The sequence below is a fragment of the Oceanobacter sp. ABM4_470 genome (assembly GCF_056158645.1).
In genome coordinates, this window is sequence record NZ_JBSWTR010000001.1 from 2,869,053 (window position 1) to 2,893,261 (window position 24,209).

23 protein-coding genes and 1 pseudogene are annotated in these 24,209 nt (G+C 54.9%); 12 read left to right on the top strand and 12 right to left on the bottom strand.

The features are described from left to right. The first annotated feature begins 152 nt into the window (after positions 1-152). From katG to ACXADJ_RS12620, 3 genes and pseudogenes are all read left to right on the top strand, one after another. Entirely contained in the window at positions 153-2,345 is a 2,193-nt protein-coding gene (gene katG / locus ACXADJ_RS12610; protein ID WP_475066441.1) for a catalase/peroxidase HPI, read from the top strand. Between the two features lie 1,002 nt (positions 2,346-3,347). Continuing rightward, positions 3,348-4,907, top strand: a complete 1,560-nt coding sequence (locus ACXADJ_RS12615; protein ID WP_475066443.1) for a hypothetical protein — start codon at positions 3,348-3,350, stop codon at positions 4,905-4,907. Positions 4,908-5,058: 151 nt separating this feature from the next. Next, positions 5,059-5,253: pseudogene (locus ACXADJ_RS12620) on the top strand (hypothetical protein); the annotation flags it as partial. 345 nt (positions 5,254-5,598) lie between these two features. On the opposite strand, the gene ACXADJ_RS12625 reads toward ACXADJ_RS12620, so the two are convergent. Both ACXADJ_RS12625 and ACXADJ_RS12630 read right to left on the bottom strand, forming a co-directional pair. Further along, complete coding sequence (locus ACXADJ_RS12625; RefSeq protein WP_475066445.1) at positions 5,599-6,021, bottom strand: DUF6795 domain-containing protein; 423 nt, start codon at positions 6,019-6,021, stop codon at positions 5,599-5,601. Between the two features lie 381 nt (positions 6,022-6,402). Next, the gene (locus tag ACXADJ_RS12630) at positions 6,403-6,618 is read right to left on the bottom strand and encodes a PspC domain-containing protein (RefSeq protein ID WP_475066446.1); all 216 of its coding nucleotides are present in this window, start codon (positions 6,616-6,618) and stop codon (positions 6,403-6,405) included. A 474-nt stretch (positions 6,619-7,092) separates the two neighbouring features. Here ACXADJ_RS12630 and ACXADJ_RS12635 point away from each other — a divergent pair, with 474 nt between their 5' ends. The 4 genes from ACXADJ_RS12635 to ACXADJ_RS12650 all read left to right on the top strand — a co-directional run bounded on the left by ACXADJ_RS12635 (position 7,093) and on the right by ACXADJ_RS12650 (position 12,257). Then, positions 7,093-7,887, top strand: a complete 795-nt coding sequence (locus ACXADJ_RS12635; protein ID WP_475066448.1) for a TSUP family transporter — start codon at positions 7,093-7,095, stop codon at positions 7,885-7,887. 264 nt (positions 7,888-8,151) lie between these two features. Further along, positions 8,152-9,405, top strand: coding sequence for a hypothetical protein (locus tag ACXADJ_RS12640; protein WP_475066449.1), 1,254 nt, complete (start codon positions 8,152-8,154; stop codon positions 9,403-9,405). A gap of 318 nt (positions 9,406-9,723) precedes the next feature. After that, entirely contained in the window at positions 9,724-11,739 is a 2,016-nt protein-coding gene (locus ACXADJ_RS12645) for a TonB-dependent receptor (RefSeq protein WP_475066451.1), read from the top strand. Between the two features lie 149 nt (positions 11,740-11,888). Then, the gene (locus ACXADJ_RS12650) at positions 11,889-12,257 is read left to right on the top strand and encodes a cupin domain-containing protein (protein WP_475066453.1); all 369 of its coding nucleotides are present in this window, start codon (positions 11,889-11,891) and stop codon (positions 12,255-12,257) included. 131 nt (positions 12,258-12,388) lie between these two features. On the opposite strand, the gene ACXADJ_RS12655 is transcribed toward ACXADJ_RS12650, so the two are convergent. From ACXADJ_RS12655 to ACXADJ_RS12700, 10 genes are all read right to left on the bottom strand, one after another. Further along, the gene (locus ACXADJ_RS12655; RefSeq protein WP_475066454.1) at positions 12,389-12,724 is read right to left on the bottom strand and encodes a zinc ribbon domain-containing protein YjdM; all 336 of its coding nucleotides are present in this window, start codon (positions 12,722-12,724) and stop codon (positions 12,389-12,391) included. Positions 12,725-12,968: 244 nt separating this feature from the next. Then, entirely contained in the window at positions 12,969-14,273 is a 1,305-nt protein-coding gene (gene hisD / locus ACXADJ_RS12660) for a histidinol dehydrogenase (RefSeq protein WP_475066456.1), read from the bottom strand. Positions 14,274-14,285: 12 nt separating this feature from the next. After that, positions 14,286-14,933 (bottom strand): ATP phosphoribosyltransferase, encoded by a 648-nt coding sequence (gene hisG, locus ACXADJ_RS12665; RefSeq protein ID WP_028293201.1) that lies wholly within the window; start codon positions 14,931-14,933, stop codon positions 14,286-14,288. Between the two features lie 27 nt (positions 14,934-14,960). Then, positions 14,961-16,223, bottom strand: coding sequence for a UDP-N-acetylglucosamine 1-carboxyvinyltransferase (murA, locus tag ACXADJ_RS12670; protein ID WP_475066458.1), 1,263 nt, complete (start codon positions 16,221-16,223; stop codon positions 14,961-14,963). Between the two features lie 13 nt (positions 16,224-16,236). Then, positions 16,237-16,485 carry a BolA family protein gene (locus ACXADJ_RS12675; protein WP_028293199.1) on the bottom strand — a complete coding sequence of 83 codons (249 nt, stop codon included), beginning with the start codon at positions 16,483-16,485 and terminating at the stop codon, positions 16,237-16,239. Positions 16,486-16,610: 125 nt separating this feature from the next. Beyond that, positions 16,611-16,919: an STAS domain-containing protein gene (locus ACXADJ_RS12680; RefSeq protein ID WP_475066460.1), complete on the bottom strand. Its 309-nt coding sequence runs from the start codon at positions 16,917-16,919 to the stop codon at positions 16,611-16,613. Positions 16,920-16,921: 2 nt separating this feature from the next. After that, positions 16,922-17,599: an MlaC/ttg2D family ABC transporter substrate-binding protein gene (locus ACXADJ_RS12685; protein WP_475066461.1), complete on the bottom strand. Its 678-nt coding sequence runs from the start codon at positions 17,597-17,599 to the stop codon at positions 16,922-16,924. Between the two features lie 232 nt (positions 17,600-17,831). Further along, entirely contained in the window at positions 17,832-18,293 is a 462-nt protein-coding gene (mlaD, locus tag ACXADJ_RS12690) for an outer membrane lipid asymmetry maintenance protein MlaD (RefSeq protein ID WP_028293197.1), read from the bottom strand. A 2-nt stretch (positions 18,294-18,295) separates the two neighbouring features. Further along, positions 18,296-19,078 (bottom strand): lipid asymmetry maintenance ABC transporter permease subunit MlaE, encoded by a 783-nt coding sequence (mlaE, locus tag ACXADJ_RS12695; protein WP_475066463.1) that lies wholly within the window; start codon positions 19,076-19,078, stop codon positions 18,296-18,298. Next, positions 19,078-19,893, bottom strand: coding sequence for an ATP-binding cassette domain-containing protein (locus ACXADJ_RS12700; RefSeq protein ID WP_475066465.1), 816 nt, complete (start codon positions 19,891-19,893; stop codon positions 19,078-19,080). Before ACXADJ_RS12700 ends, mlaE begins: the two co-directional genes overlap by 1 nt. 456 nt (positions 19,894-20,349) lie before the next feature. On the opposite strand from ACXADJ_RS12700, the gene ACXADJ_RS12705 reads away from it, so the two are divergent. From ACXADJ_RS12705 to lptB, 5 genes are read left to right on the top strand one after another with little or no spacing between them, the layout of a single operon-like run. Then, on the top strand, positions 20,350-21,315 hold the full coding sequence (locus tag ACXADJ_RS12705; RefSeq protein WP_475066467.1) for a calcium/sodium antiporter: 966 nt from the start codon (positions 20,350-20,352) through the stop codon (positions 21,313-21,315). Between the two features lie 2 nt (positions 21,316-21,317). Continuing rightward, entirely contained in the window at positions 21,318-22,289 is a 972-nt protein-coding gene (locus ACXADJ_RS12710; RefSeq protein ID WP_036535267.1) for a KpsF/GutQ family sugar-phosphate isomerase, read from the top strand. Continuing rightward, positions 22,289-22,843 (top strand): LPS export ABC transporter periplasmic protein LptC, encoded by a 555-nt coding sequence (gene lptC, locus ACXADJ_RS12715; RefSeq protein WP_475066468.1) that lies wholly within the window; start codon positions 22,289-22,291, stop codon positions 22,841-22,843. The genes ACXADJ_RS12710 and lptC overlap by 1 nt, the downstream gene beginning before the upstream one ends. Further along, a complete protein-coding gene (lptA, locus tag ACXADJ_RS12720; protein ID WP_475066470.1) occupies positions 22,830-23,429 on the top strand; it encodes a lipopolysaccharide transport periplasmic protein LptA in 600 nt (199 codons plus the stop codon). The genes lptC and lptA overlap by 14 nt, the downstream gene beginning before the upstream one ends. Beyond that, entirely contained in the window at positions 23,426-24,151 is a 726-nt protein-coding gene (gene lptB / locus ACXADJ_RS12725) for an LPS export ABC transporter ATP-binding protein (RefSeq protein WP_028293191.1), read from the top strand. Before lptA ends, lptB begins: the two co-directional genes overlap by 4 nt. Positions 24,152-24,209: the final 58 nt, after the last annotated feature.

The window sequence follows — 24,209 nt, forward strand, 5'->3', positions numbered from 1 at the left end:
CAAATAAAGCTTACCCCATAGAGTAAGCACATAGCCGTCAGATACTGATCGCACAGTCACTGACATCAGCAGGAAATGCGGTAACAACCGTAAGACAAGCATCGGAGCTGGCTTAGCCAGACGCTCTAACCAAAACAATGAGGAGCATCACCATGTCGAACACCACACCATCCACAGGCAAGTGCCCGGTCATGCACGGCAGTAACACCAACGCCAGTCAATCTGCAACCGACTGGTGGCCGAATGCCCTGAACCTCGACATCCTTCACCAGAACGACACCAAAACCGACCCGATGGGTGAAGACTTCGATTACCACGAAGAACTGAAAAAACTCGACGTTGAAGCCCTGAAACAGGATCTCCGCGAGCTGATGACTTCCAGCCAGGACTGGTGGCCAGCCGACTGGGGCAGCTACGTCGGTATGTTTGCCCGCGTGGCATGGCACACTGCCGGTTCCTACCGTCAGCAGGATGGCCGTGGTGGCGGTAACACCGGTAACCAGCGCTTTGCACCACTGAACAGCTGGCCAGATAACGTCAACACCGACAAAGGCCGTCGTTTGCTGTGGCCTATCAAGAAAAAGTACGGCAACAAGATTTCCTGGGCCGACCTGATTTTGCTGTCGGGTACCATTGCCTACGAAGTGGCTGGTCTGAAGACCTTCGGTTTTGCCTTCGGTCGTAAAGACATCTGGGCACCAGAAAAAGACGTGAACTGGGGTTCCGAACGCGAATGGCTGGCCGCCTCTGACAACCGTTATGAAGAAGTGTCCAAGCCAGACACCATGGAAAACCCACTGTCTGCGGTACAGATGGGCTTGATCTACGTGAACCCGGAAGGTGTGAACGGCAACCCGGATCCACAACAGACCGCCTACCACATTCGTGAAACCTTCGCCCGTATGGCGATGAATGACGAAGAAACTGCCGCGCTGACCGCCGGTGGCCACACCATTGGCAAGTCTCACGGTAACGGCAATGCCGAAGACCTGAGCGCCGAACCGGAAGCCGCCGACATCGAAGCGCAAGGCATGGGCTGGATGAACACCAAAGGCCGTGGCATTGGTCGCGACACCGTGGTGAGTGGTATTGAAGGTGCCTGGACCAAAGAGCCTACCAAGTGGGACATGGGCTACTTCGAAATGCTGTTTGGCCACGAATGGGAACTGACCAAATCACCTGCCGGTGCCCACCAGTACAAGCCGGTGGATATCAAAGAAGAAGACATGCCGGTCGACGTGGAAGACCCGTCCATCCGCGTGATGCCAATGATGACCGACGCCGACATGGCCATGAAGGTTGACCCGATCTACAACGAGATCTGTCAGAAATTCATGAAAGATCCGGCTTACTTCGACGACTGCTTCGCTCGCGCCTGGTTCAAACTGACCCACCGCGACCTTGGCCCGAAAGCCCGTTACATGGGCCCGGACGTACCGGCAGAAGACCTGATCTGGCAAGACCCGATTCCGGCTGGCAACACCCAGTACGACATCGGTGGTCTGAAAACTGCCATTGCCAAACTGGTTGAAAGCGGCGACATGAGCATCGACGAACTGGTGTCTACCGCCTGGGACAGCGCTCGTACTTTCCGTGGCTCTGACTACCGTGGTGGTGCCAACGGTGCCCGTATTCGTTTGGCTCCTCAGAAAGACTGGGAAGGCAACGAACCAGAACGTCTGGCCAAGGTACTCAACGTACTGGAACCGCTGGCTGAAAAGGCAGGTGCCTCCATCGCCGACACCATCGTACTGGCCGGTAACGTGGGTATCGAACTGGCCGCCAAAGCCGGTGGCGTAGAAGTGAGCGTGCCGTTCACACCGGGCCGCGGCGACGCTACCGACGAGATGACCGACGCCGATTCATTCGACGTACTGGAACCATTGGCCGATGGCTTCCGCAACTTTATGAAAGGCGGCTACGTACCAGCGTCTGAAGAAATGATGCTCGACCGCGCACAACTGCTGGGCCTCACCGCCCCTGAAATGACCGTACTGGTCGGCGGTATGCGGGTGTTGGGAACAAACTATGACGATGGCGACAAGAACGCCAAGCACGGCGTGTTTACCGAACAGGCTGGCGTACTCAACAACGCCTTCTTCGACGTCCTCACCGACATGAAGTATAAGTGGGAACCGGCCAGCAAGAAGCACTACAACATTGTTGACCGCACCACCGGCGAGACCAAATACACCGCCACCCGCGTGGACCTGGTATTTGGCTCCAATTCCATCCTGCGCGCCTACGCCGAGGTGTACGCACAGGACGACAACAACGCGAAGTTCGTAAACGACTTCGTCAAAGCCTGGACCAAAGTGATGAACAACGATCGCTTTGACGTTTGAACCGACGGACGCTGGAAGTCTGAAGTCGGACGCTAGTTCGATAAACCCGCTCATTCCCACGCTCTACGTGGGAATGTTGCTGACCAATAAAAAAGCAGCTTCGGCTGCTTTTTTATTATCTGACTTAAACCAGGCCAGAATCGACCGGGCCCGGCGTTAAAGCCAATGGCATCAGACAGATTCCCAGTCAACCCGTTACCAAATTTCACGACCAAAATCGTTGGGCAACACTTTGTATAGTCATAAGGGGACATCTATTTAATCCGGTGCTCACTCTGGGCTACTGGGTGGTTTCGAATCTCGAAGCCGACTTGCAGGCCTGACGGGTCAAGTCAAAAGTCGGCGACACTGAGTCGATATCATCCGGCAGCCCCCGCAGGGCGCGGGTTGCCGCTGCCCAGTACTGTGTTGACGAACTTGGAAAGACTCGGCCGGACAGGTACGTTATTCCACTGCGTTCGTCGCATTGCACTGAACAACGGCAACACTCGCACACGACTGCATGGATGCAGGAGGTAGGGCGAAGCAGGAGGCCCGAGCCGAGAGCCGTGCAGGATTAAATAGATGTCCCCATAAGCTGCAGACAGGGAATGAAGAAGGTGTGGCAAAGACTCAAAAAGTACCTGCCATTAATTGCCATTGTCATGGCAAAAATATACACAAATAACAAGTATTATCATTTGTATTTATGAGGCTTCGTTTTATTCTCTGTAAAAGAGCCCAGCATATAAGTTTTGAGTTTCATATCTACATTTTCCGTGGGTCTTCGTAAGTATTAGCAGGAGTAACACCATGAAGAAGTTAGTCGCCATACTGGCTATGGCAACGATCACCATATCCGGTTGCAGCAACAAGCCGGAGAACAATAGCGCATCCGCTCAACCAGCTGATGATTCAAACGCAAGTAGCTCGCAAAGAGAACACAAAGGGCCACAGTCTGGCAGAGAGGGCCGCGGCCGTGGTCCCGAGCTGAATAAAAGCGCCGACAAACAGTTAGCCGAAATGATTAAAACTGTACCTCAGCGGTTTCAGAGCTTCAGCTTCACTGACCCGGATAACGGCAACGTTATGCAGTACAACCTGTTTATCCCGGACAACTACGATGGCAGCCAGAGCTATCCATTGGTACTGTTTATGCCGGATGCCAGCACCGTTGGCCGCGGCACAGAATTCGCTCTGACCCAGGGCTGGGGTGGCATGATCTGGGCAACAGAAGCCAGCCAGAAAGAGCACCCGGCTTTTGTTCTGGTGCCTGCGTTTAACGGACCAGAATGGGCTGTCAGTGGTAAAAACCACACCACCAGTGAAGTCGACACGGCTTTCCGTCTGCTAACCAAAGTTGTCGATGAATATCAGGTCGATAAACACCGCATCTACACGACCGGCCAGTCCATGGGCGGCATGATTTCTTTCTATTTCAACTCCATTCACCCCGATCTGTTTGCGGCCAGCCTGTTCGTTGGCAGCCAGTGGGATATCGATGTTCTCAAACCACTGGAGCAAATGAATTTCTTCTACATCGTCAGCGGTGGTGATGAAAGTGCCTCAGGAGGCATGAAAGAAGTCGGAACCATGCTCGATAAAGATCAGGTCGATTATGGCAAGGTGCAGTTCTCTGCAAAGCTACCGGACGCAGAACAGGAAGCCAAAGTCCAGTCACTGATTGATCAGGGCCACAAGATTAACTTTGTGATGTTTGATTCGGGCAGTGTCCTCCCGGAAGGCGTAAGCGGTGGCCGTGCGGGCGACCACATGTACTCGTTCGACTACGCCTACAAACTCGACAACGTCCGCGACTGGCTGTTTGCCCAGTCAAAGGAGGATGCCGTAAAAAAGCCCCGTAACGGCACTCCGGGCCGGCGCCACAGCCAGCGTCCGGTTGCCGAACTTCTACCACTCGCCAACGCCGGTGACAGCCGTGCTGCCAGCCAGCTCGGCGATGCCTATGCTCACGGAGAAGGTGGCGTGGAGCAGGATGACAGCCGGGCTTTTCGCTGGTATCGGCAAGCAGCCAAAGCGGGTGAACCCCGCGCGCTGTTGAATCTGGCTCTGGCTTACTATCAGGGGCAGGTGGTTGAACAAGATTATGCCCGCGCCTTTACCCTGTTCCAGCAAGCCGCAGAGGCCGGGGATTTCAAAGCCCCTCGCTATCTGGGCATGCTCTATGAGCAAGGGCTTGGCGTGGCACAGGATAACAGCTACGCGATGGCCATGTACCTGCAGGCTGCCAACCATGGCGACATCACCGCCGCCGCAAGAGTGGGCTGGATGTACGAGCGAGGTATAGGCATCAAGCAAAGCGATAGCACCGCCTTGCAGTGGTATCGCAAAGCCGTTCCGAGTGAAGCCGAAGCCAGGCAAAACATCCACCCTCGGGTGCTGGCGCTGCTGCGCATGGGCTATCTGTACGAACATGGGCTGGGCACCAGCAAAGATCTGGCTCAGGCCAGGCGCTACTATACCCTGGCGGCACAGGACACCAAGGCAGAAAACGGCGAAGCTGAACAGGCTCGGCAAGCATTGGAGCGTCTGGCATCCGAACAGGATGATCAGGAACGATAACCTCGTTCCTGATGCATGCCTTTCGGCAGCAAGGTGTGATGCTGCCGTTTTCTACCTGCCGATACGATTTATTCCTCATTACCGCCCAATCCTTTACTCACAGAACACCTGAACGTCCTCACCGACATAAAGTACAAGTAGGAACCCGCCATACAACATTGTTGATCGCACCACCGGCGAGACCAAATACACCGCCACCCGCGTGGACCTGGTATTTGGCTCCAATTCCATCCTGCGCGCCTACGCCGAGGTGTACGCACAGGACGACAACAACGCGAAGTTCGTAAACGACTTCGTCAAAGCCTGGGTAAAAGTCATGGACGCCAACCGCTTTGATGTGAAGTAAAAGTCGGGAGCGTCAGCAGTCTGAAGACGGACGTCTGACGCTTTCCGGGAGCGCGGGCCGCTGGCCCGCAATTCTGACTTAAAAAGCAGCTTCAGCTGCTTTTTTATTGCTTATAAAACAGGCTACAACGTCCTCCAGAGAGGAATGACTCACTACAGGAGTAAACACCAATAGACGATCAAGCTGCTGTAGCAATGCGCTATCCAGACTCAATCAACTGCCTTTCAAGCTATTAGGCTTGTCCTGAAGGCGAGCGCACACAATAAATCAAACTTCGAAAAACCGGATAAATAAGATAATCAATTGTCAATTAAGCTGATTGAGCAAAATCAGCAAATTCCACGCTCAAAGACACTTGTCTTGAATCTTACAAACGGAAACTACGACATCATTTGTTTTCGCAGCAACGCCTAGCGGCTTCATCTCATCATGTACATCGAAAACAGCGCCTTCTAATTTGCCACCCAGCTCTGAAAACTCGCCTTCCCCTAATTTCCCAGCAGTCCAGAGATGGATATCATTTCCTTCAAAGTCTGCATAGATATCTTGAAATGATACAAACTGGGTCAAATCGTCAAGCAATGGGCGAACCCACATACTTTTAAATCTGAAAGTACCATCTTCACCCGTAACAACCCTGTCTTCATAAAGCTTTTCTCGGTATTCAACTATACGGTGTAGCTCTACATTTGCTAAAGGAGAGCCCCTGCTCACCAACCTTCCCGACATGCTTGAAAACAAGCATTTTTTATTCAGAAAAATCCCCATATTTTTCCTTGCTCTTGGTATTTTGGGCGTGATATTCCAAACAAACATCAAGATGAATCTGGCTCTATCTTTACGGACAACCCGTCCTTAACTTTTAATCGAACCAATGTTAATACGGGGCAACTGTCTCGCAGCAACGGGGGCTTAAAATTGAGAGATACGTTTCGCCACACCAGAAAAGAATGATGTTTATTTGAAGTTGAACACAAAATCTCAGAGGCCCATCTGCGATGGCAGGCTCTTTGACAGCTTTGATCACACTCAAAGCAACCTGGCTTAACAGCCCTACTGACCTACCAACCAGGCATTAGCAATTTCGTTCCTAATAAATTGGATGCTACAACAGAAGCCAACGCATCTATTCAGCAATTTTTTACAAGCTCAATAGTCCCTGTAGTCATTGATATCAAAGCCTTCGTCCAATGGGATAACAAAAGCGAGAATCACGTAGGCAATAAAGGCGTAACCACCACTAATAAGAAAAGCCAAAACCCACATCGCACGAATTTGCCGCGGCAACATTTTTTGTTTTTCCGCAATGCCTGCAGCGACGCCTGCGAAGACCGAGTTTCTGGATCTCTTGAATTTAAAGTCCATTTAATATCCTCTTTCCGGGAATCATTCCTATATAACACATCTCACACTGCGGGTGCTGCTGCAAAATACTCGCAGCTGCCAAAGCAACGACCACAGCAACCGCTACAGCAATGGCCACAGCAACTTGCCTAGAACCGGGACGACAGTTTGGCATTCCGCAGCATGAGCTGGCGTACTTCCAGACCTCTTTCATTTCTTACAAGGCGTACCACTCTTGGCGAGGTCTCATTCCTTCACACAGGGCCACATCCAAATGCCCTGATTGCTGAATTATTCAGGCCATCGTCTCTGCTTTCCTGTTTTCAGCCTACCTGATTACTTGACGGTTACCGTATCGAGTTATGCAATAGCCGCCTTTGACATTATTGCTATTACTGTTGTTTTTCGTTCTGCATCCGAGCACTGTTGGTTAGCCATGGCTGCGCGTTCCAGAGCCCTTGTTTTCTCGGAGTCCTTGTGGAGCTTTTCAGTTTTTTGTCCGATCTCGTTGCTTCCGGCCAATTCCCGGCAGACGTCCTCGCCTTTTTATTTGTTACCGCACTGGTCGCCGGTTTGCTGGATACCCTTGCCGGTGGTGGAGGCTTGATTGTGGTACCCGCGTTGATGATGAGTGGTGTACCACCGTTGGCGGCGCTGGGTACCAATAAGCTGCAAGGCAGTGTTGGCACGGCAACGTCGTCATTAATGATGCTGCGTAAAAAGCGGGTGCAATGGCCGGAAATCAAGCCGTTGATGATGGCGGCGTTTACGGGCTCGGTGGGCGGTACGATTGCGGTTCAGTTTATCGATACCGACGCGCTGGCATTTGTGATTCCGGTCGTGCTGCTGATGATTGCGGTGTATTTCCTGATTTCCCCAACCCCGGTGGCCAGCAGTGAAGCCCAGGTATCAGCCGCCAGTTATCGGCGTTATATCGTCCCGGGCATTGGCTGTTACGACGGCATGTTTGGTCCCGGCACTGGCTCGTTTTTCACACTGGCCGGAGTGTCGTGCAAGGGACTCGAGATGATTGCCGCCACCGCCATGGCCAAGCCGCTGAACTTTGCCACCAACATTGCTTCCTTGATGGTGTTCTTGCTGGCAGGTCATGTGGTGTGGTCAATCGGCTTGTTGATGATGCTTGGCCAAGCCATCGGTGCCTGGTGCGGCGCGCACTGTCTTGTTCGCATTAACCCTGCCTGGCTACGTGGCATTGTGGTGATTATGTCGCTGGGAATGTTGCTGAAGTACGCCAGCTCGATGGGTTGGATTGGTTGGCAACCTGTCTGACCCAAGGCCGACCCGCTTACCATTACTCACACGAAAATTAATTTTTTATGAAAGCACTCTCCTCCTGAATTTTGAAGTGAGCACACGCTCACTTTATAGCCCTTTTCACCGTTACACCTAAGCTCATCCCATTCCGAATAACCAATATTCCTGCACTGTTCCGCCCCATGCCTTTTCTGACAAACACTTGCCTTTCCCCCGGGTAGTTATGATACAACATTACAGTTGTTACGTAATAACAAACCTGACTCCCGGATTGCCACCATGCCAAAACATCTTCACTTACTCTTGCTCGCCGCTGCTGTTTCTTCCCTTACCGCCTGTGGTGGTTCCAGCAGTGATTCATCTGACGACACCACGGAAGAAGAACACGAGCACGCTCAGCGCCTCTTGTATTCCGATAGCAACGCTTCTGACCTGATGGTATTCGACCATGCAGAAGAAGCCTTTGAATTGGTGGGCCAGGCCAGTGAGGTTGCTACTCAACTGATCAAATCTGACGATGGCCTGACCGCGGCAGTGATCAGCAGCACGGGCGTCCAGTTTGTGGATGGTGGCGTGGAAGAGCACGACGAGTCCGAAACAACCACCGAAGAAGAGCACGAAGAAGCCAGCCTGCTGGATCTGGCCATTACGCGCGACAACCCACAGGTGGTGATGACCGCCAACCACTACGCGGTACTGAACAACGGCAATACCGACTTCTACCCAGCCAGCACCTTAGCCGACGCCACTGATGCCGAGGAAGACATCAGCATCGAGGGTTACACCCAAACTGCTCCGGCACTGATTCTGGACGAAGAACACGGTTTGTACGCGCTGTTTGATGGCGATTCCGTTGACGTATATGAAGGTACCGAAGAGACTGGCGTATACGAAGCCACTGGCGACAGTTTCGACTGTGCCGACCTTGGCAGCGTGGTTCACTCCGGCAGCCTGGCGCTGGTTCAATGCGGTAGCACCGTGAACTACTTGCTGCTGCAAGAAGACGAAACCAGCGGTGAAGCCACCGTCAACACTGGCGACAGCGGCGTAACTGGCACGGTACTGGGCATGCAAGCCGCTGGCGGTCTGGGTCTGGTCTATACCAGCGAGATGGCTTATGTGGTTCATGGCCACGATGACCACGTTCATGCGGAAGATTCTGGTCTGAGCCTGGAAGACGGCCAGCAAATTTGCCTGGCAAGCATTAACCCAACTGGAGGCTACCTGCTGGCCATTCGTGATGATGCCACAGGTGCCGTGATTGATCTGGCTGAAGAAGACGCAACTGCGACCGTCAGCATCACTCTGAGCGATGCCACGGCCAACTTCAACTGTGACAGCCTGACCGTAGGCGCTGCCGACGAAGCCTTTATGGTTGCCGATAGCGACAGCGGCAGCCTGTACGTCATCGACGCCCACGATGGCGGTGCCTTCCACCTGCACGGTGTTGAAGCACTGCCAGCCAATACTAGTATCAGCAGTGCTGTTTTGTTGTCAGCAACGGAAGCCGAAACTGATCACGTTCACGAGTAAACTGTTGTTTTTCACAGACAGTTGACAAAGGCCGCATCTATGCGGCCTTTCGTCGTTTTGAATCTCGGCCATTTATGGCCTGAATGCCGATGCTAACTTATGACTAACCTGACACCCGTTACCCGTTCCTCCCAGCGAAAGCCTTTTCATCTGAAGTCTTTGCAATTGCAGCCCTTGATCATACAGCCACTGTTACTTCTGCCACTGGTTGTCGTTTCTGTCCATGCTGAAGACGTTGAGCACAACCAAGCACACAGCCATACACATAACCATGCAGAAACTCATTCAACCGATGGCGAACAGCCGTTAGAAGAGGTCGTGGTTAAGCAAGCCGCGCCATCGTCTTCAGAGCTGACCAGTGAATGGATGGGGGCCGAGGAGCTAGCTGGCAACCGCAACAAGGCGTTGGGCGAAGTAATGGAGGCCATTCCCGGCGTCAGTAACGCCTCGTTTGGTCAGGGCGTGGCCCGCCCGATGGTGCGGGGATTGTCGGGAAATCGAGTGGAAATTCTGAATGGCGGCTCCGATGCTGCGGATTTGTCGTCACTGAGCGCGGATCACGCGCCTATGATTGACCTGGCGGCTGCCGACGGTGTGGAGTTACTGCGCGGCCCGCTGGCACTGCGTCAAGGCAATTCCAGCCTGGGTGGTGTGGTCAATGTGCTAAGCGGTCGCATTCACGACGTCGAGTTTGATGGGGTGGCCGGCTCGGCAACCGCAGGCTACAGCACCAACAATAATGGCAAAACCCTGATCGCCCGGATGGACGCAGGCAATGGCCGCAACGTGCTGCACATCGACGGTTTTACCCGTACCACTGACAACTATCACGCTGGTACGGGCGGAGCTCGCTCTGGCGAAGTCATCAACAGCGACGCGGATGCTGCGGGTGCTGCCGTCGCCTATAGCCATATTTTCAATTACAGCGACTACGTTGGCATCAGCGCCAGCCGCCTAACCAGCGACTATGCCATTCCCAATGAAGACAACGACGATATTCGGGTAAAGCCCGAGCAAAACCGCTACGACTTCAAGGGCAATATCGGCCTCAGCGGCGGGCTGTTCGCTGATGTTTTCACAGACTTCAGCTGGCACGCCAGCTACGCCGATTATGAACATGGCGAGCTGGAGGGCGATACCGTCGCCGGTTTGTTCCTGCAAGACTTTGCCGACCTGCAAACCGAACTGGCCTGGAGCGGTCTGGCTGGCTGGTTAAGCGGCTGGGAAGGCCATCTTGGCTTGGGCGCGAACTGGCGTGAATTGCAGCTGTGCCACGACCATTCCGGCTGTGACGACGTACCAGACTTCAGCGATGCTGAATGGGATGGCACCGAAGGCAGCGACTTCTACAGTTATGAAGGCGGCTCCTTTGCCCACGACACCCCCATGCCAATTACCCAATCGCGGGACATCATTACCTACGTAACCGCCTCTGGCGAACTGGAGTTGAACGGTCGTTATATAGGCCAACTGGATCTGGCTGCCAGATATCAGCCTCGCCACATTGAAGCTGACCCAACCAATATTCGGGTGAACTACCGTCGCTCCGCCAGTTACTACGACGACCGCGATTTTCACCCGCTAACCCTGTCTGCTGCGCTGACCACGGACGTGACCGACAGCAGCACGCTGACCACCACATTGTCACGGGTACAGCGAGCCCCCGTCGCCGATGAGATTTACTGGAATGGCGACCATCATGCGATTTTTGCGTTTCAGCTGGATAACCCAAACCTGAAAACCGAAACCGCCTACGCCATCGACCTCAGCTGGCAGGGCCAAACCGACCGCAGCGACTGGCGCATTGCTACCTATCTGTACGAATACGACGGCTATATCTACAACGAGCTGCAAAGCTATCGAGATCCATTCCACGGCCGCCATGTGTATAAACACGTGCAAGCGGATGCCCGCCTGGCTGGTTTGGAAGCCAGCTGGCTCTATCAGCTGTCAGATAACTGGGAAGCCCACCTGAAAGCAGCGACCAGCCGCGGTTGGCTCACCGACGGCGGAGACCCGTTGCCACGCCTGCCAGCAGACAACGTCAGCCAGTCTGTTCAATACCGCTACGACGGTGGCTCATTGAATGCCGAGTGGCAGCTGCATCTGCGTCAAACCCGATTGGCCGATGCCGAGACCGAAACCCCATCCTGGTATCAGCTGAATCTGAGTTGGAGCCAGCAATTGGGCAGCGACCTGGACGCACCACAGTTGATGCTGAAAGCCACCAACATCACCGACCAGTACGGCAAGCAGCACACCACCACGCTGAAAGACTACGCCCCGGTAATGGGCCGAAATGTCTCACTGGAGCTGACCGTACCCTTTGGCTAAGACCGCCCCCCAACATCTGTAGGAACAGGCTTGCCTGCAATGTTTAGCAGGTGGTAGCAGAAGGAATAGATACCCACCGCTGGGTATCTATTCCTTGCTCAAAGACTTTTAGACTCGTGTGGATTATTTACTGCAGCAGCGAATATCCCATGAGCAAAAACCTCTCCGACCTGATCTCTTTCGCCACCAGCAACGCCGAACGTGAAACCTACCCCACGCCGCCCGACCGTTTGGTAAAAGGCCAGCCGCAACAAAACAACCAACTGCACTATGCCGCCGAAGATCGCTTTTTTGCTGGTGAATGGGGCGCAGAGGTTGGCTGCTGGCAGGTCGAATACACCGAGCATGAGTACTTCCACATTCTTAGTGGCAAGTCGATTATCCGTGATACCGAAGGCAACGAACTGGAGCTTAACCCTGGCGACAAGGTATGCGTACCGGCAGGTTTCAAGGGCGAGTGGGAAGTCATTGAACCAACGCAGAAAATCTACGTGGTGTATGAAGAGCCGCAGGGCTGATTGTCAGAGTCCGGTACTGCGATAGCCCGGACGGTGCGCAATGCGCACCCTACTTCACAAAATATCCGTAGGAGCTGGCTTGCCTGCAATAAACAGACAAGCATGGCTCCTATTCTGGCTAATACCAGGAATCAGGCTTTCTTGACGAACGCCGCAGTTACCATCATTTCGCCATAACCATCGACCTTACAGTCCAGCTCGTGGTCCTTGGCATCAACAATGCGACGAATGGTCGCCTTGGTGCCGACCTTGATCACGGTAGAGCTGCCTTTCACTTTCAGGTCTTTGGCGGCGGTTACCTTGTCGCCGGCTTCCAGCTTGGTGCCGTTGGCGTCTTTTGCGGTTGGCTCATCGTCTTCAACCACTTCGTTCGGGTTCCACTCGTGGGCACATTCCGGGCAGATCAACAGCGCCTGATCTTCGTAAACGTATTCAGAGTTGCACTGTGGGCATGGAGGCAAGGACATGGTCACTCTCTCGTCGTGGTTGAAAACTGAGGCGCGGATAGTAGTCGGTATGGCGGGATTTGGCGAGAGTTGGCTTACAAAATGTGTGGGATTTCTAACAAGAACGTCCTGATGAATGCCGGATAGAAACCGTGCAAGCCAACACTACCGTCAGGCACCCACAAAAAAGCAGCCCTAAGGCTGCTTTCTGTGTCACTACTAACACCTGTTCAAGAACCAAAGAATCAGTCCTTGATGCGGCTGCTTAGTCCTTGATTCGATACTCGGCAGAACGCGCGTGCGCAGTCAGGAATTCACCACGAGCCAGTGTCGACGCGGTTTTACCCAGTTCAGAAGCACCGTCAGCAGAGCACATGATCAGTGAAGAACGCTTCTGGAAGTCGTATACGCCCAGCGGTGACGAGAAACGCGCAGTGCCGGAAGTCGGCAGTACGTGGTTCGGTCCAGCGCAGTAGTCGCCCAGTGCTTCGGCGGTGTAACGTCCCATAAAGATAGCGCCAGCGTGGCGTACGTTTGGCAGCCATGCTTCCGGATCTTCCACCGACAGCTCCAGGTGCTCTGGTGCAATGCGATTGATGATGGCGATGGCGTCTTCGTCGGAGCTGGCGTGAATCAGCGCGCCACGATCGGTCAGGGACGTCTTGATGATTTCCTGACGCTCCATGGTTGGCAGCAGCTTGTTGATGCTGGCTTCAACCTGATCAAGGAAGTCGCTGTCGGTCGATACCAGAATCGACTGGGCGTCTTCGTCGTGCTCGGCCTGGGAGAACAGGTCCATGGCAATCCAGTCCGGATCGGTCTTGCCGTCACACACCACCAGAATTTCGGATGGGCCAGCAATCATGTCGATGCCGACCTGACCGAACACCATACGCTTGGCAGTAGCAACGAAGATGTTGCCCGGACCAACGATTTTATCCACACCCGGTACGGTGTCCGTGCCGTAAGCCAGCGCAGCAACAGCCTGTGCACCACCGATGGTGAATACACGGCTAACACCTGCGGCAGCGGCGGCAGCCAATACCAGCTGGTTCAGTTCACCACCCGGGGTTGGCACTACCATGATGATTTCCTGCACGCCAGCAACGTGGGCTGGAATCGCGTTCATCAGTACGGAAGACGGGTACGCCGCTTTACCACCCGGTACGTAAATACCAACGCGGTCCATCGGGGTAATTTTCTGCCCCAGTACGGTGCCGTCGGCTTCGGTGTAGCGCCAGGAATCCTGAGTCTGGTGTTCGTGGTAGGCACGCACACGGTCAGCGGCCTTGATCAGCGCTTCACGCTGGGTTTCCGGCAAGGTGTCCAGTGCTTCCTGCAGCTGCTGCTGGTTCAGTTCCAGCTCAGCCATGGATTCAACGGACATGCGGTCGAACTTGTTGGTGTATTCGATCACCGCGGCATCGCCACGGCTACGCACGTTGTTAACGATGTCGGTTACCGCTTGCTGTACGCCAGCGTCAGACACGGCTTCCCATGCCAGCAGAGTATCCATCTGGCTGGCGAAGTCGTCCTGGGCAGAACTGAATCGACGAATGCTGATAGTCATATCCACGTCCCCTTATTTGGCTTGCTGCTGACGCTCAACCGCGGCAGCAATCTGATCGATGATGGGCTGAATCTGGGCGTGCTTCACCTTCATGGAAGCGCGGCTGGCAACAAGGCGAGAGCTGATGTCGCCAATGTGCTCCAGCGGCTCAAGGCCGTTGGCCTTGAGGGTATTGCCGGTATCAACGATATCCACAATCAGGTCGGCCAGACCCATGATCGGCGCCAGTTCCATACCACCGTACAGCTTGATGATGTCGACCTGACGGCCTTGTTCAGCAAAGTACTGCTTGGCAACGTTGACGAACTTGGTGGCCACTTTCAGACGACCTTCCGGCAGCTGATAGCCTTTTACACCAGCAGTCATCAGTCGACAGGTGGCAATCTTGAGATCCAGTGGCTCGCACAGGTTGCTGCTGTTGTATTCCATCAGCACGTCCTTGCCAGACACGCCCAGGTCCGCTGCACCGTACTCTACATAGGTTGGCACGTCGGTCGCACGAATCACGACCAGCTTGATATGCTCATGGTTGGTATCAAAAATCAGCTTGCGGCTTTTCTTGATATCTTCCGCCGGATGGATGCCCGCTTCCGCCAGCAGTGGCAGGGTATCATCCAGAATGCGGCCCTTGGATAGAGCAATGGTCAACGGTTGGGTCATGGTGTCCTCAATATTCCAGGGTGCCCGTCAGGAGATCCGACGAATGTTGGCACCCAGCTGCTGAAATTTTTCTTCAATGCATTCGTAACCACGGTCGATGTGGTAAATGCGGTTCACGTCGGTGGTGCCTTCGGCGACCATGGCGGCAATCACCAGTGACGCCGAAGCGCGCAAATCGGTTGCCATCACCGGAGCACCATTCAGTTTTGAACGGCCGGTAACAATGGCAGTGTTGCCTTCAACGTGAATGTCAGCGCCCATGCGCACCAGTTCCTGGGCGTGCATAAAGCGGTTTTCAAATACGGTTTCGATCACAGTACCAACGCCTTCGGCAACGGCATTCAGCACCACAAACTGGGCCTGCATATCGGTCGGGAATGCCGGGTGCGGTGCGGTGCGAATGTTCACGGCCTTCGGACGACGGCCAGTCATATCCAGCTCAATCCAGTCGTCACCACAGGTGATTTCGGCACCGGCTTCGCGCAGTTTTACCAATACGGCGTCCATGATCTCCGGGTCGGTATCACGACAGCGTACCTTGCCACCGGTGACCGCAGCGGCCACCAGGTAGGTGCCGGTTTCGATGCGGTCTGGCAGTACTTCGTAAGAGCAGCCGCGCAGTTCTTCAACGCCTTCAACGGTGAGGGTGTCCGAACCAATACCGGAGATTTTCGCGCCCATGGCGTTCAGGCAGTTGGCCAGATCCACCACTTCCGGTTCACGGGCGGCGTTTTCAATCACACTGGTGCCGTCGGCCAATGCCGCCGCCATCAGGATGTTTTCGGTGCCGGTTACGGTCGGTGTATCCAGGAAGATACGCGCACCTTTTAAGCGACCACCCGGCACATGAGCCTTGATGTAGCCTTCCAGCACTTCCACTTCAGCACCCATGGCTTCCATACCGCGCAAGTGCAGATCCACCGGGCGGGAGCCAATGGCGCAACCGCCTGGCAGGGATACTTCGGCTTCGCCGTAGCGAGCCAACAGCGGGCCCAGTACCAGAATCGAGGCACGCATGGTGCGCACCAGATCGTACGGAGCAACGCAGCTGTTGACGTTGCGGCAGTCAGTTTCAACCGCCATGTCTTCGGTAATAGCAACTTCAACACCCATGCAGCCGAGCAGTTCGAGCATGGTGGTGATGTCGTGCAAGTGCGGCAGGTTGCCCACTCGCATCACGCCTTTGGCCAACAGGGTGGCCGCCAGAATCGGCAAGGCAGAGTTTTTTGCGCCCGAGATACGAACATCGCCGGCCAGACGATTACCGCCGACAATCTGTAGCTTTTCCATTAAAGGGTCCTGATCAGAGGGCAGCGAATTCTGCTTCGGTGTAGGTTTTGATGGTAATCGCGTGCAGGGAGCCGCTGGCAATCATCGGGTTCAGCACCTTGTATACCGCTTGCTGACGCTTGACGGCATTAAGGCCGTCGAACATGTCGCCAACACCCTGCACCTGATATTGATAACCGTCACCACCGACAGTCCATGTTACGTCAGGCAGTTCGGATTCCAGCAGAGTCTGGATTTCGCTTGTAGAAGGGGGTGTGGTCATGTAGCTCCACCGGGTTGGAAAATTTTGGAGCTACGAATGATACCGGAATTAATGAAACAGAATAAGTATGGATCTGATTGAGTGATGTAATAGTGAACCCGTTTTGAGCCACTGAGCACTGCTTGTCAGCTTTTAAGCAACACACCGGCAAACACCGGCTCCAGTTCACTGACCTGAATGATTGGCAACAGCGACTCCGGCACGTTGCTCACGGTCATCGCCACATCAGCAGCCTGAGCCGCTCGCAGCCACTCCAACAACAGCGCAACAGCGGCACTGGAAACCTGCTCAACGGCTGCCATATCGAGGTTCCAGTTGCTGCCAGCGTTGGCGATCAACTGTTTACCTTCATCCACCAGAGCCACCACCGAGGTGGCATTCAGGGTGCCGTTAAGGGCGGCGCTTTGTGCCGACAGGGATTCCAGTGACGTCACGTTCAGGTTCCTTGAATCACAGCCCGCTGGCGCAGCTCGCGTCCCTGCTCTTGCAGGTTTTCGATCCACTGCTCAATGGCGGCACCAATGTTGCCGTCGTTGTCATTCACCAGCTGGGCGAATTGTTCATTAAATAGTTGGCCCACGTTAATGCCGTTGACCACCACGTTCTGGGCTTTCCAGGAGTAGGACGACAGATCGTAGTACATGCTCTGGGTAATCGGGAATACCTTGCCACTGGGGGTAATCACCTCCAGATCGACCAGGGTGTTGCTGGACGTGTGCTCAAAATCATCACGCGGTGGCAACATCCGTACTTCGTAGTCAGTGAATTCAATCAGGCCGGTGGCATAAGAACTCAGCAAGCTGCGTTTGAAGGCGCGAGCAAAGCGGATGCGCTGCTGCTTGGTGGCCTTGAAGTAGTGCTTGCCCATGATCTTGCGGGTCAGCCGACGGAAGTCGACCATCGGGCCCAATACGTCTTCCAGCTCCCAGTAAAAACGGGCCTTATCGCTTTCGTACAGATGGCGATTGGTATCAATGCGTTCCATCACCTGCGTCGTCACGCGACGTACGACTTCATGGGCGTGTTCGCCCAATTCTTCCGATTCGAGGGCCTGACTGACAGGGGCCAACCACGACAGCATCAGTGCCATCGCCAATGTGATAATCCGGATCATCATGTCTCCTTGTTGTGAATGGCGCGGTTGCTTGCAGGGACACACGTCCCACCACAAGCTCCCCCAGGCACACGTTGACGAATGCCTCGGTCCATGCGCGCTTTGCCTATTCCGGTGAGTAAAGGAATGTAGGCAAAGTTTATTACAAAAAGATACAAACTGCGTAATCTGACAATAGCAATAGCGCCAGATTTCGCCTAAAGAATCAGAAGTGGCCCATTCAAAACAAGGCTTAGCCTTCTTCCGCCTTATTGAACAGGAAGCGACCAATCAGCTCTTCCAGCACAATGGCAGACTGGGTGTCTTCAATCCAGTCGCCGTCCTTGAGGAAATCGGTTTCTGCCCCCACCGTCAGGCCAATGTATTTTTCGCCCAACAGGCCTGCGGTCAGGATCGCGGCGGAGGTATCAATCGACAGGTTGTCGACGTCCTTGTTGATCTCCATTTCAACCACGGCGCTGTACCAGTCCTTATCGAGGTAAATATTGGTCACCCGACCAATAGTGACGCCCGCCATCGACACCTTGGCACGATCATTCAGACCACCAAGGTTTTCAAAATGCGCTTTCACGGTGTAGGTATCACCGGCATCACTGACCGACAGCCCGCTGACGCGGAATGCCATCAGCACCAAAGCCACAATCCCCATGACCATAAAGATACCAACGGTAAATTCCAACGAACGCTTTTGCATAATCACACGCCTCCAAACATGACTGCAGTCAGTACAAAATCCAGTCCCAATACCGCCAGTGATGCAATCACAACGGTCTGGGTGGTTGCCTTGCCAATGCCTTCCGAAGTCGGCATGGAGGCGTATCCCTGATAAACAGCAATCCAGGTGACCACCCACCCGAATGCCAATGATTTGATGATGCCTTTCACAACATCGTTATAAAAAGTGACCGACGCCTGCATGTTGCCCCAGTAGGCGCCATCATCAATGCCGAGCATATCGACGGCCACAAACGCGCCGCCCCAGATGCCGACAGTGCTGAAAATCAGCGCCAGTATCGGCATCGAAATCATGCCCGCCCACAGTCGTGGCGTAATCACCCGTTTAAGTGGGTCAACGCCCATCATTTCCATCGCCGACAGTTGCTCGGTGGCTTTCATCAGGCCAATTTCAGCCGTCAGCGCCGACCCTGCCCGACCAGCAAACAGCAAGGCGGTTACTACCGGGCCCAGCTCACGCAGCAGCGTCAGAGAAACCAGCGTGCCCAGGGCCGCTTCGGAGCCGAAGTCGACCAGAATGGTGTAACCCTGCAAGCCCAGCACCATGCCGACAAAGAAACCGGCAACGGCAATAATGCTGAGTGAGCGCACCCCCACCGAAAACAGCTGTTTGACCAGATCGCCAAACCCGGCGCTGCCAGGGCCGCCCCACATCAGCGAGTTCCACAACAGCATGCTGGAGGCACCCAGCGATTCGATCATGCCAATGCCGGTGCGGCCGAGGGCGCGAATACGATCCATCATCAGCCCTCTCCTCCGGCCAGAATATCGTTACGGTAGTCGTCTGCCGGGTAGTGGAACGGCACAGGGCCGTCAGGTTCGCCCCGCAAGAACTGGCGAACCTCGTCGTTGCCGTCGTGCATCAACTCGTTGGGCGTACCAAAACCGATCACCTTGCCACCGGACACCAGACAGAGGTAGTCCGCGATTGAGCAGGATTCCTCTACATCGTGGGACACCAGCAGGCTGGTCAGCCCCAGCGCCTTGTTAAGACCGCGAATCAGCTTGACGATCATGCCCATGGAAATCGGGTCGAGGCCGGTGAACGGCTCGTCGTACATGATCAGTTCCGGGTCCATCGCGATCGAGCGAGCCAGTGCAACCCGCCGCGCCATACCACCGGACAATTCGGCCGGGTTCAGATCACGGGCACCACGCAGGCCAACGGCTTCAAGCTTCATCAGCACCAGATCACGGATCATGGATTCCGGCAGGTCGGTGTGAGTTCGCAATGGAAAGGCAACGTTGTCGAAGACGTTGAGGTCGGTAAACAGAGCACCGGTCTGGAACAGCATGCCCATTTTCTGCTTACGCAGTTCAAACAGTTGCTGACGCTTGAGCTTGGGAACTTCCTGACCAGCCACCACGATGGAGCCGGAATCCGGCAGCAGTTGTCCACCAATCAGGCGCAGCAGCGTTGTTTTACCTGTACCACTGGGGCCCATGATGGCGGTGATTTTTCCTTTCGGAAAATCCACCGACAGGCCGTCGTAAATAAGGCGTTCGCCGCGTGAGAATGTCAGGTCGCGAATCGACACATAGGCTTGTTCAGCCGCCATGGAAGGTTCCTTTCCTGGGCGTTTGGGAATGATCGACAGAATAGCGGATTGTTTTGGCTTAACCAACGATACATGGGACATCTATTTAATCCGGTGCCCGCTCTGGGCTACCGAATGGTTTCGAATCACGAAGCCGACTTACAGGCCTGACGGGGCAAGTCAAAAGTCGGCGACACAGAGTCGAGATCATCCGGACGCCCCCGAAGGGCGCGGGTTGCCGCCGCCCAGTGCGGTGTTGACGAATTTGGAAAGGACGCATCATTCCGCTGCATTCGTGGCCTTGCACTGAACAACGGCAACACTCGCGCAGAGCCGTGCAGGATTAAACAGATGTCCCCGACCCTTATGGAACTGTCACAAAACGCTTTATTCCAATTGCTTGTGCCTACCCCTTCGGTACAATGCTGCGTCTTCAATTCTGCCGCAGATTTTTTCTGACTTTTCGACAGGAGTTCTATGATTCTTCCTCTTATAGCCGTTGTGATTGGCCTGGTGGTACTGGTCTGGAGTGCAGACAAGTTCGTACTGGGGGCTGCGGCGACTGCCCGCCGTCTGGGCATGTCTCCTTTGCTGGTTGGCTTAACGATCGTTTCCATCGGCACATCTGCGCCTGAATTATTCGTTTCTGCGGTAGCGACCCTCGATGGCGCCGGCAACCTCGCCATTGGTAACGCCATTGGCTCCAACATTGCCAATATCGGCCTGGTGCTGGGTATTACCGCCCTGGTAAGCCCCATTCCGCTACGCAAGAAGTTGCTCAAAAAAGAACTGCCGTTACTTCTGCTGGTGAGCATTCTGGCCGGCCTGACACTGGTTAACCTGGAGTTGGGACTGATTGACTCACTGCTGTTGCTGGCTGGCCTGGTGGTGGCCATGTACATCATGTTCCAGGACTCCGATGACGCTGGCGAATCACTGGTCGACGACGAAGAAGCCGAAGCCATTGAGTCCATCTCGACCAAAATGGCGGTGTTCTGGCTGGTAACCGGTCTGGTTGCCCTGATGGCCAGCTCCAAGTCGCTGGTGTGGGGCGCGTCTGAAATTGCGATGTCGTTTGGCGTCAGTGAGCTGGTGATTGGCCTGACCATCGTCGCCATTGGCACCAGTTTGCCAGAACTGGCTGCCTCGGTTGCCAGTGCTCTCAAAGGCCACCACGACATTGCCATCGGTAACGTTATTGGCTCCAACATTTTCAATTTGCTGGCGGTGATGCCAGTACCAGGCCTGATCGCCAAGGTTGCCGTTGAGCCGGATGCGCTCTACCGCGATCTGCCGGTGATGCTGGGCCTCACTTTCGCACTGCTGGTGCTGTTCCTGATCAACCGCAAAAGCGGTGTGATGGGTCGCTTCAGCGGCATTGCGCTGACACTCAGCTACCTTGGGTATATGGGTGTCCTGTTTGCTACGGGTACGAATGGATAACAATGAATACTGAATTTAATTACCTCGAATCTGCCAAGCGTTCTATTGGACTGGAACGCGACGCCATCAACGATCTGATCGGCCGCCTGACTGACGATTTCAGCAAGGCCTGCCGCCTGATCATGGACTGCAAGGGCCGTGTTGTGATCACCGGCATGGGCAAGTCCGGTCATATTGGTAACAAGCTGGCCGCCACGCTGGCCAGTACCGGTACCCCTGCGTTTTTCGTTCACCCGGGCGAAGCCAGCCATGGCGATATGGGCATGATCACCCGCGAAGACGTGGTGATTGCCCTGAGTAACTCCGGCGAAACCTCCGAAGTCACCAGCCTGCTGCCACTGCTGAAGCGCCTGTCTGTGCCGCTGATCAGCATGACCGGCAATGCCGCATCGACGCTGTCCTCTGCTGCCGATGCCCACCTAGACACCGGTGTTGAACAGGAAGCCTGTCCGCTCAACCTGGCCCCAACCTCTTCCACCACCACAGCACTGGTGATGGGAGACGCACTGGCCATTGCCCTGCTGGAAGCCCGTGGCTTCACCGCTGAAGATTTTGCTTTCTCCCACCCGGGCGGCAGCCTCGGCCGTCGCCTGCTGCTGAAAGTTGAAGATATCATGCACAAGGGTGACGAAATCCCGGTGGTTGCACCGGCCGATAGCGTATCCCGTTCTTTGCTGCAAATGACCTCCAAGGGCATGGGCATGACCACCATTCAGGACGCCAACGGCGAACTGTTGGGTATCTTCACCGACGGTGACTTGCGTCGTGCCATCGACCAGGGAGTTAACATCCAGACCGCCACCATTTCCGACGTGATGACCCGCAACGCCAAGAGCGTTCCGGCCAACATGCTGGCGGCCGAAGCCCTGAAGATCATGGAAGACGTGAAAATCAGTGCATTGGTTGTGGCTGAAGAAGGCAAGATTCTGGGGGTACTGACCACTCACGACATGTTGCGCGCCGGAGTTATCTGATGCGTAAGCGTTACCTGCTGCTGGTTCTGGCCGTCTTTTTTGGCATGTCGTTGCTGGCAGTGGAACGCTATACCAACGAACTGGTGATTGAAGAAGTTCACCAGTCCGTTGATGAACCTGATTACTACGGTGAAAACCTGCGTCACCGTCGCTTCAACGACGCCGGTGAACTGGAACAGTCACTGCGCGCGGAAGCCTCACGTCACTTCGACCAGAGCGGCGAAAGCATTCTCGACCAGCCAGTGGTGGAAACCACTGATGCCAATCAGCAACGCTGGCAGGCCTCTGCCGACCGTGGCCTGATTGCCGACTCCGATGCCGAAATCCGCCTGCAAGGCAATGTGTTGCTGGAATCCCGCGACCAAAGCAAGCCGATGACCATCACCACCGAATCGCTGATCTACAATCCGGATCAATCCCGGGCGTCGACCGACGACTGGGTTATCATCACCGACGGCACAAGTGAAACACGCTCCCAGGGTCTGAGCGTGGATACCAACCGCCAACGAATAGAACTCAAGCAACACGTGAGTACCCGTTATGTTCAAGAATAAGCTGGCCATGCTGTTAATGGCAGTGAGCCTGTTGCCGTTGACCGCCCAAGCCCTCGAAAGCGACTGGCAGCAGGAAATGGTCATCCAGTCCGACCGCGCCGAGCTTGACCGCAAAACCGGCATGGTGGTGTACGAAGGTGACGTTGAGCTGACCCAGGGCACCCTCAAGATTCAATCCGACCGTCTGGTGCTGATTCTGGAAGGCAAAAGCCTCAAGCAAGCCATTGCCGAAGGCGAGCCAGCCCGCTACGAGCAGCAAGTCAGTGCCGATAAGCCGGTGACCAACGCCAGTGCTGAACGCATCGACTACTTTGCTGCCGACAAGCTGATCAACTTCAGCGGCAACGCCGAACTGACCCAGGAAAACAACAGCTTCAGTGGCCAGCAGATTCGTTACGACATCACCGCCGAAACCGTCTCTGCCAGTGGTCAAACGCCAGCCTCCGACCAGTCGGACGCCAGCGGCGAATCCGATAGCCAGCGTATTCGCGTGATCATCCAGCCGCAGCAAACCGGCCAGGCTGACAGCGCCAACAACAACCTGGTGGACACGGACGAGGAGACAGCTGCGGAGACCAGTGAATGAAGACCCTCAAGGCGCAGCACCTGGCCAAAAGCTACGGCGGCCGGGAAGTGGTAAAGGACGTATCGCTGGCAGTTTCCAGCGGTCAAATCGTCGGTTTGCTGGGCCCCAACGGCGCCGGCAAAACCACCTGTTTCTACATGATTGTGAACCTGGTGCAGGCCGACAAGGGCCGTGTCAGCATCGACGATGAAGACATCTCCCACTTGCCGATGCACGGCCGCGCCAAGAAAGGCATTGGCTACCTGCCACAGGAAGCCTCGATCTTCCGCAAGCTCAGCGTTGAAGATAACATTCTGGCCATTCTGGAAACCCGCGACGACCTCAACAAGGCCGGCAGGCAGCAGCAACTGGAGCAATTATTGGACGAATTTCACATCCAGCACATTCGCAAAAGTGCCGGTATGGCCCTCTCCGGGGGCGAGCGCCGACGGGTCGAAATTGCCCGCGCACTGGCCGCTGAACCGTCCTTTGTGTTGCTCGATGAGCCTTTCGCAGGGGTTGACCCGATTTCTGTCGCTGACATCATGGACATCATTCGCCAGCTCAAAAACCGCGGTATCGGCGTGTTGATTACCGACCATAACGTGCGGGAAACATTGGCAATTTGCGAAAAAGCCTACATTGTAGGCGGCGGCCACATCATTGCCGAAGGCACCGCCGACGAAGTGTTGGCCAACGAACAGGTACGGGCTGTGTATCTGGGACAGGATTTCCGTCTCTGATCCGCAACGCTGCCAGAGATTCCGGTATTTCGCTGTTTGCAAAGCGAAACCATACAGG

Coding starts and splice junctions, on each gene's coding strand:
- ACXADJ_RS12685 (WP_475066461.1), bottom strand. CDS start 17,599: ATGATCCGGATTATCACATTGGCGATGGCACTGATGCTGTCGTGGTTG.
- hisD (WP_475066456.1), bottom strand. CDS start 14,273: ATGACTATCAGCATTCGTCGATTCAGTTCTGCCCAGGACGACTTCGCC.
- ACXADJ_RS12615 (WP_475066443.1), top strand. CDS start 3,348: ATGATTAAAACTGTACCTCAGCGGTTTCAGAGCTTCAGCTTCACTGAC.
- ACXADJ_RS12710 (WP_036535267.1), top strand. CDS start 21,318: ATGAATACTGAATTTAATTACCTCGAATCTGCCAAGCGTTCTATTGGA.
- ACXADJ_RS12675 (WP_028293199.1), bottom strand. CDS start 16,485: ATGACCACACCCCCTTCTACAAGCGAAATCCAGACTCTGCTGGAATCC.
- lptC (WP_475066468.1), top strand. CDS start 22,289: ATGCGTAAGCGTTACCTGCTGCTGGTTCTGGCCGTCTTTTTTGGCATG.
- katG (WP_475066441.1), top strand. CDS start 153: ATGTCGAACACCACACCATCCACAGGCAAGTGCCCGGTCATGCACGGC.
- mlaD (WP_028293197.1), bottom strand. CDS start 18,293: ATGCAAAAGCGTTCGTTGGAATTTACCGTTGGTATCTTTATGGTCATG.
- mlaE (WP_475066463.1), bottom strand. CDS start 19,078: ATGATGGATCGTATTCGCGCCCTCGGCCGCACCGGCATTGGCATGATC.
- hisG (WP_028293201.1), bottom strand. CDS start 14,933: ATGACCCAACCGTTGACCATTGCTCTATCCAAGGGCCGCATTCTGGAT.
- murA (WP_475066458.1), bottom strand. CDS start 16,223: ATGGAAAAGCTACAGATTGTCGGCGGTAATCGTCTGGCCGGCGATGTT.
- lptA (WP_475066470.1), top strand. CDS start 22,830: ATGTTCAAGAATAAGCTGGCCATGCTGTTAATGGCAGTGAGCCTGTTG.
- lptB (WP_028293191.1), top strand. CDS start 23,426: ATGAAGACCCTCAAGGCGCAGCACCTGGCCAAAAGCTACGGCGGCCGG.
- ACXADJ_RS12700 (WP_475066465.1), bottom strand. CDS start 19,893: ATGGCGGCTGAACAAGCCTATGTGTCGATTCGCGACCTGACATTCTCA.
- ACXADJ_RS12655 (WP_475066454.1), bottom strand. CDS start 12,724: ATGTCCTTGCCTCCATGCCCACAGTGCAACTCTGAATACGTTTACGAA.
- ACXADJ_RS12650 (WP_475066453.1), top strand. CDS start 11,889: ATGAGCAAAAACCTCTCCGACCTGATCTCTTTCGCCACCAGCAACGCC.
- ACXADJ_RS12630 (WP_475066446.1), bottom strand. CDS start 6,618: ATGGACTTTAAATTCAAGAGATCCAGAAACTCGGTCTTCGCAGGCGTC.
- ACXADJ_RS12625 (WP_475066445.1), bottom strand. CDS start 6,021: ATGGGGATTTTTCTGAATAAAAAATGCTTGTTTTCAAGCATGTCGGGA.
- ACXADJ_RS12705 (WP_475066467.1), top strand. CDS start 20,350: ATGATTCTTCCTCTTATAGCCGTTGTGATTGGCCTGGTGGTACTGGTC.
- ACXADJ_RS12640 (WP_475066449.1), top strand. CDS start 8,152: ATGCCAAAACATCTTCACTTACTCTTGCTCGCCGCTGCTGTTTCTTCC.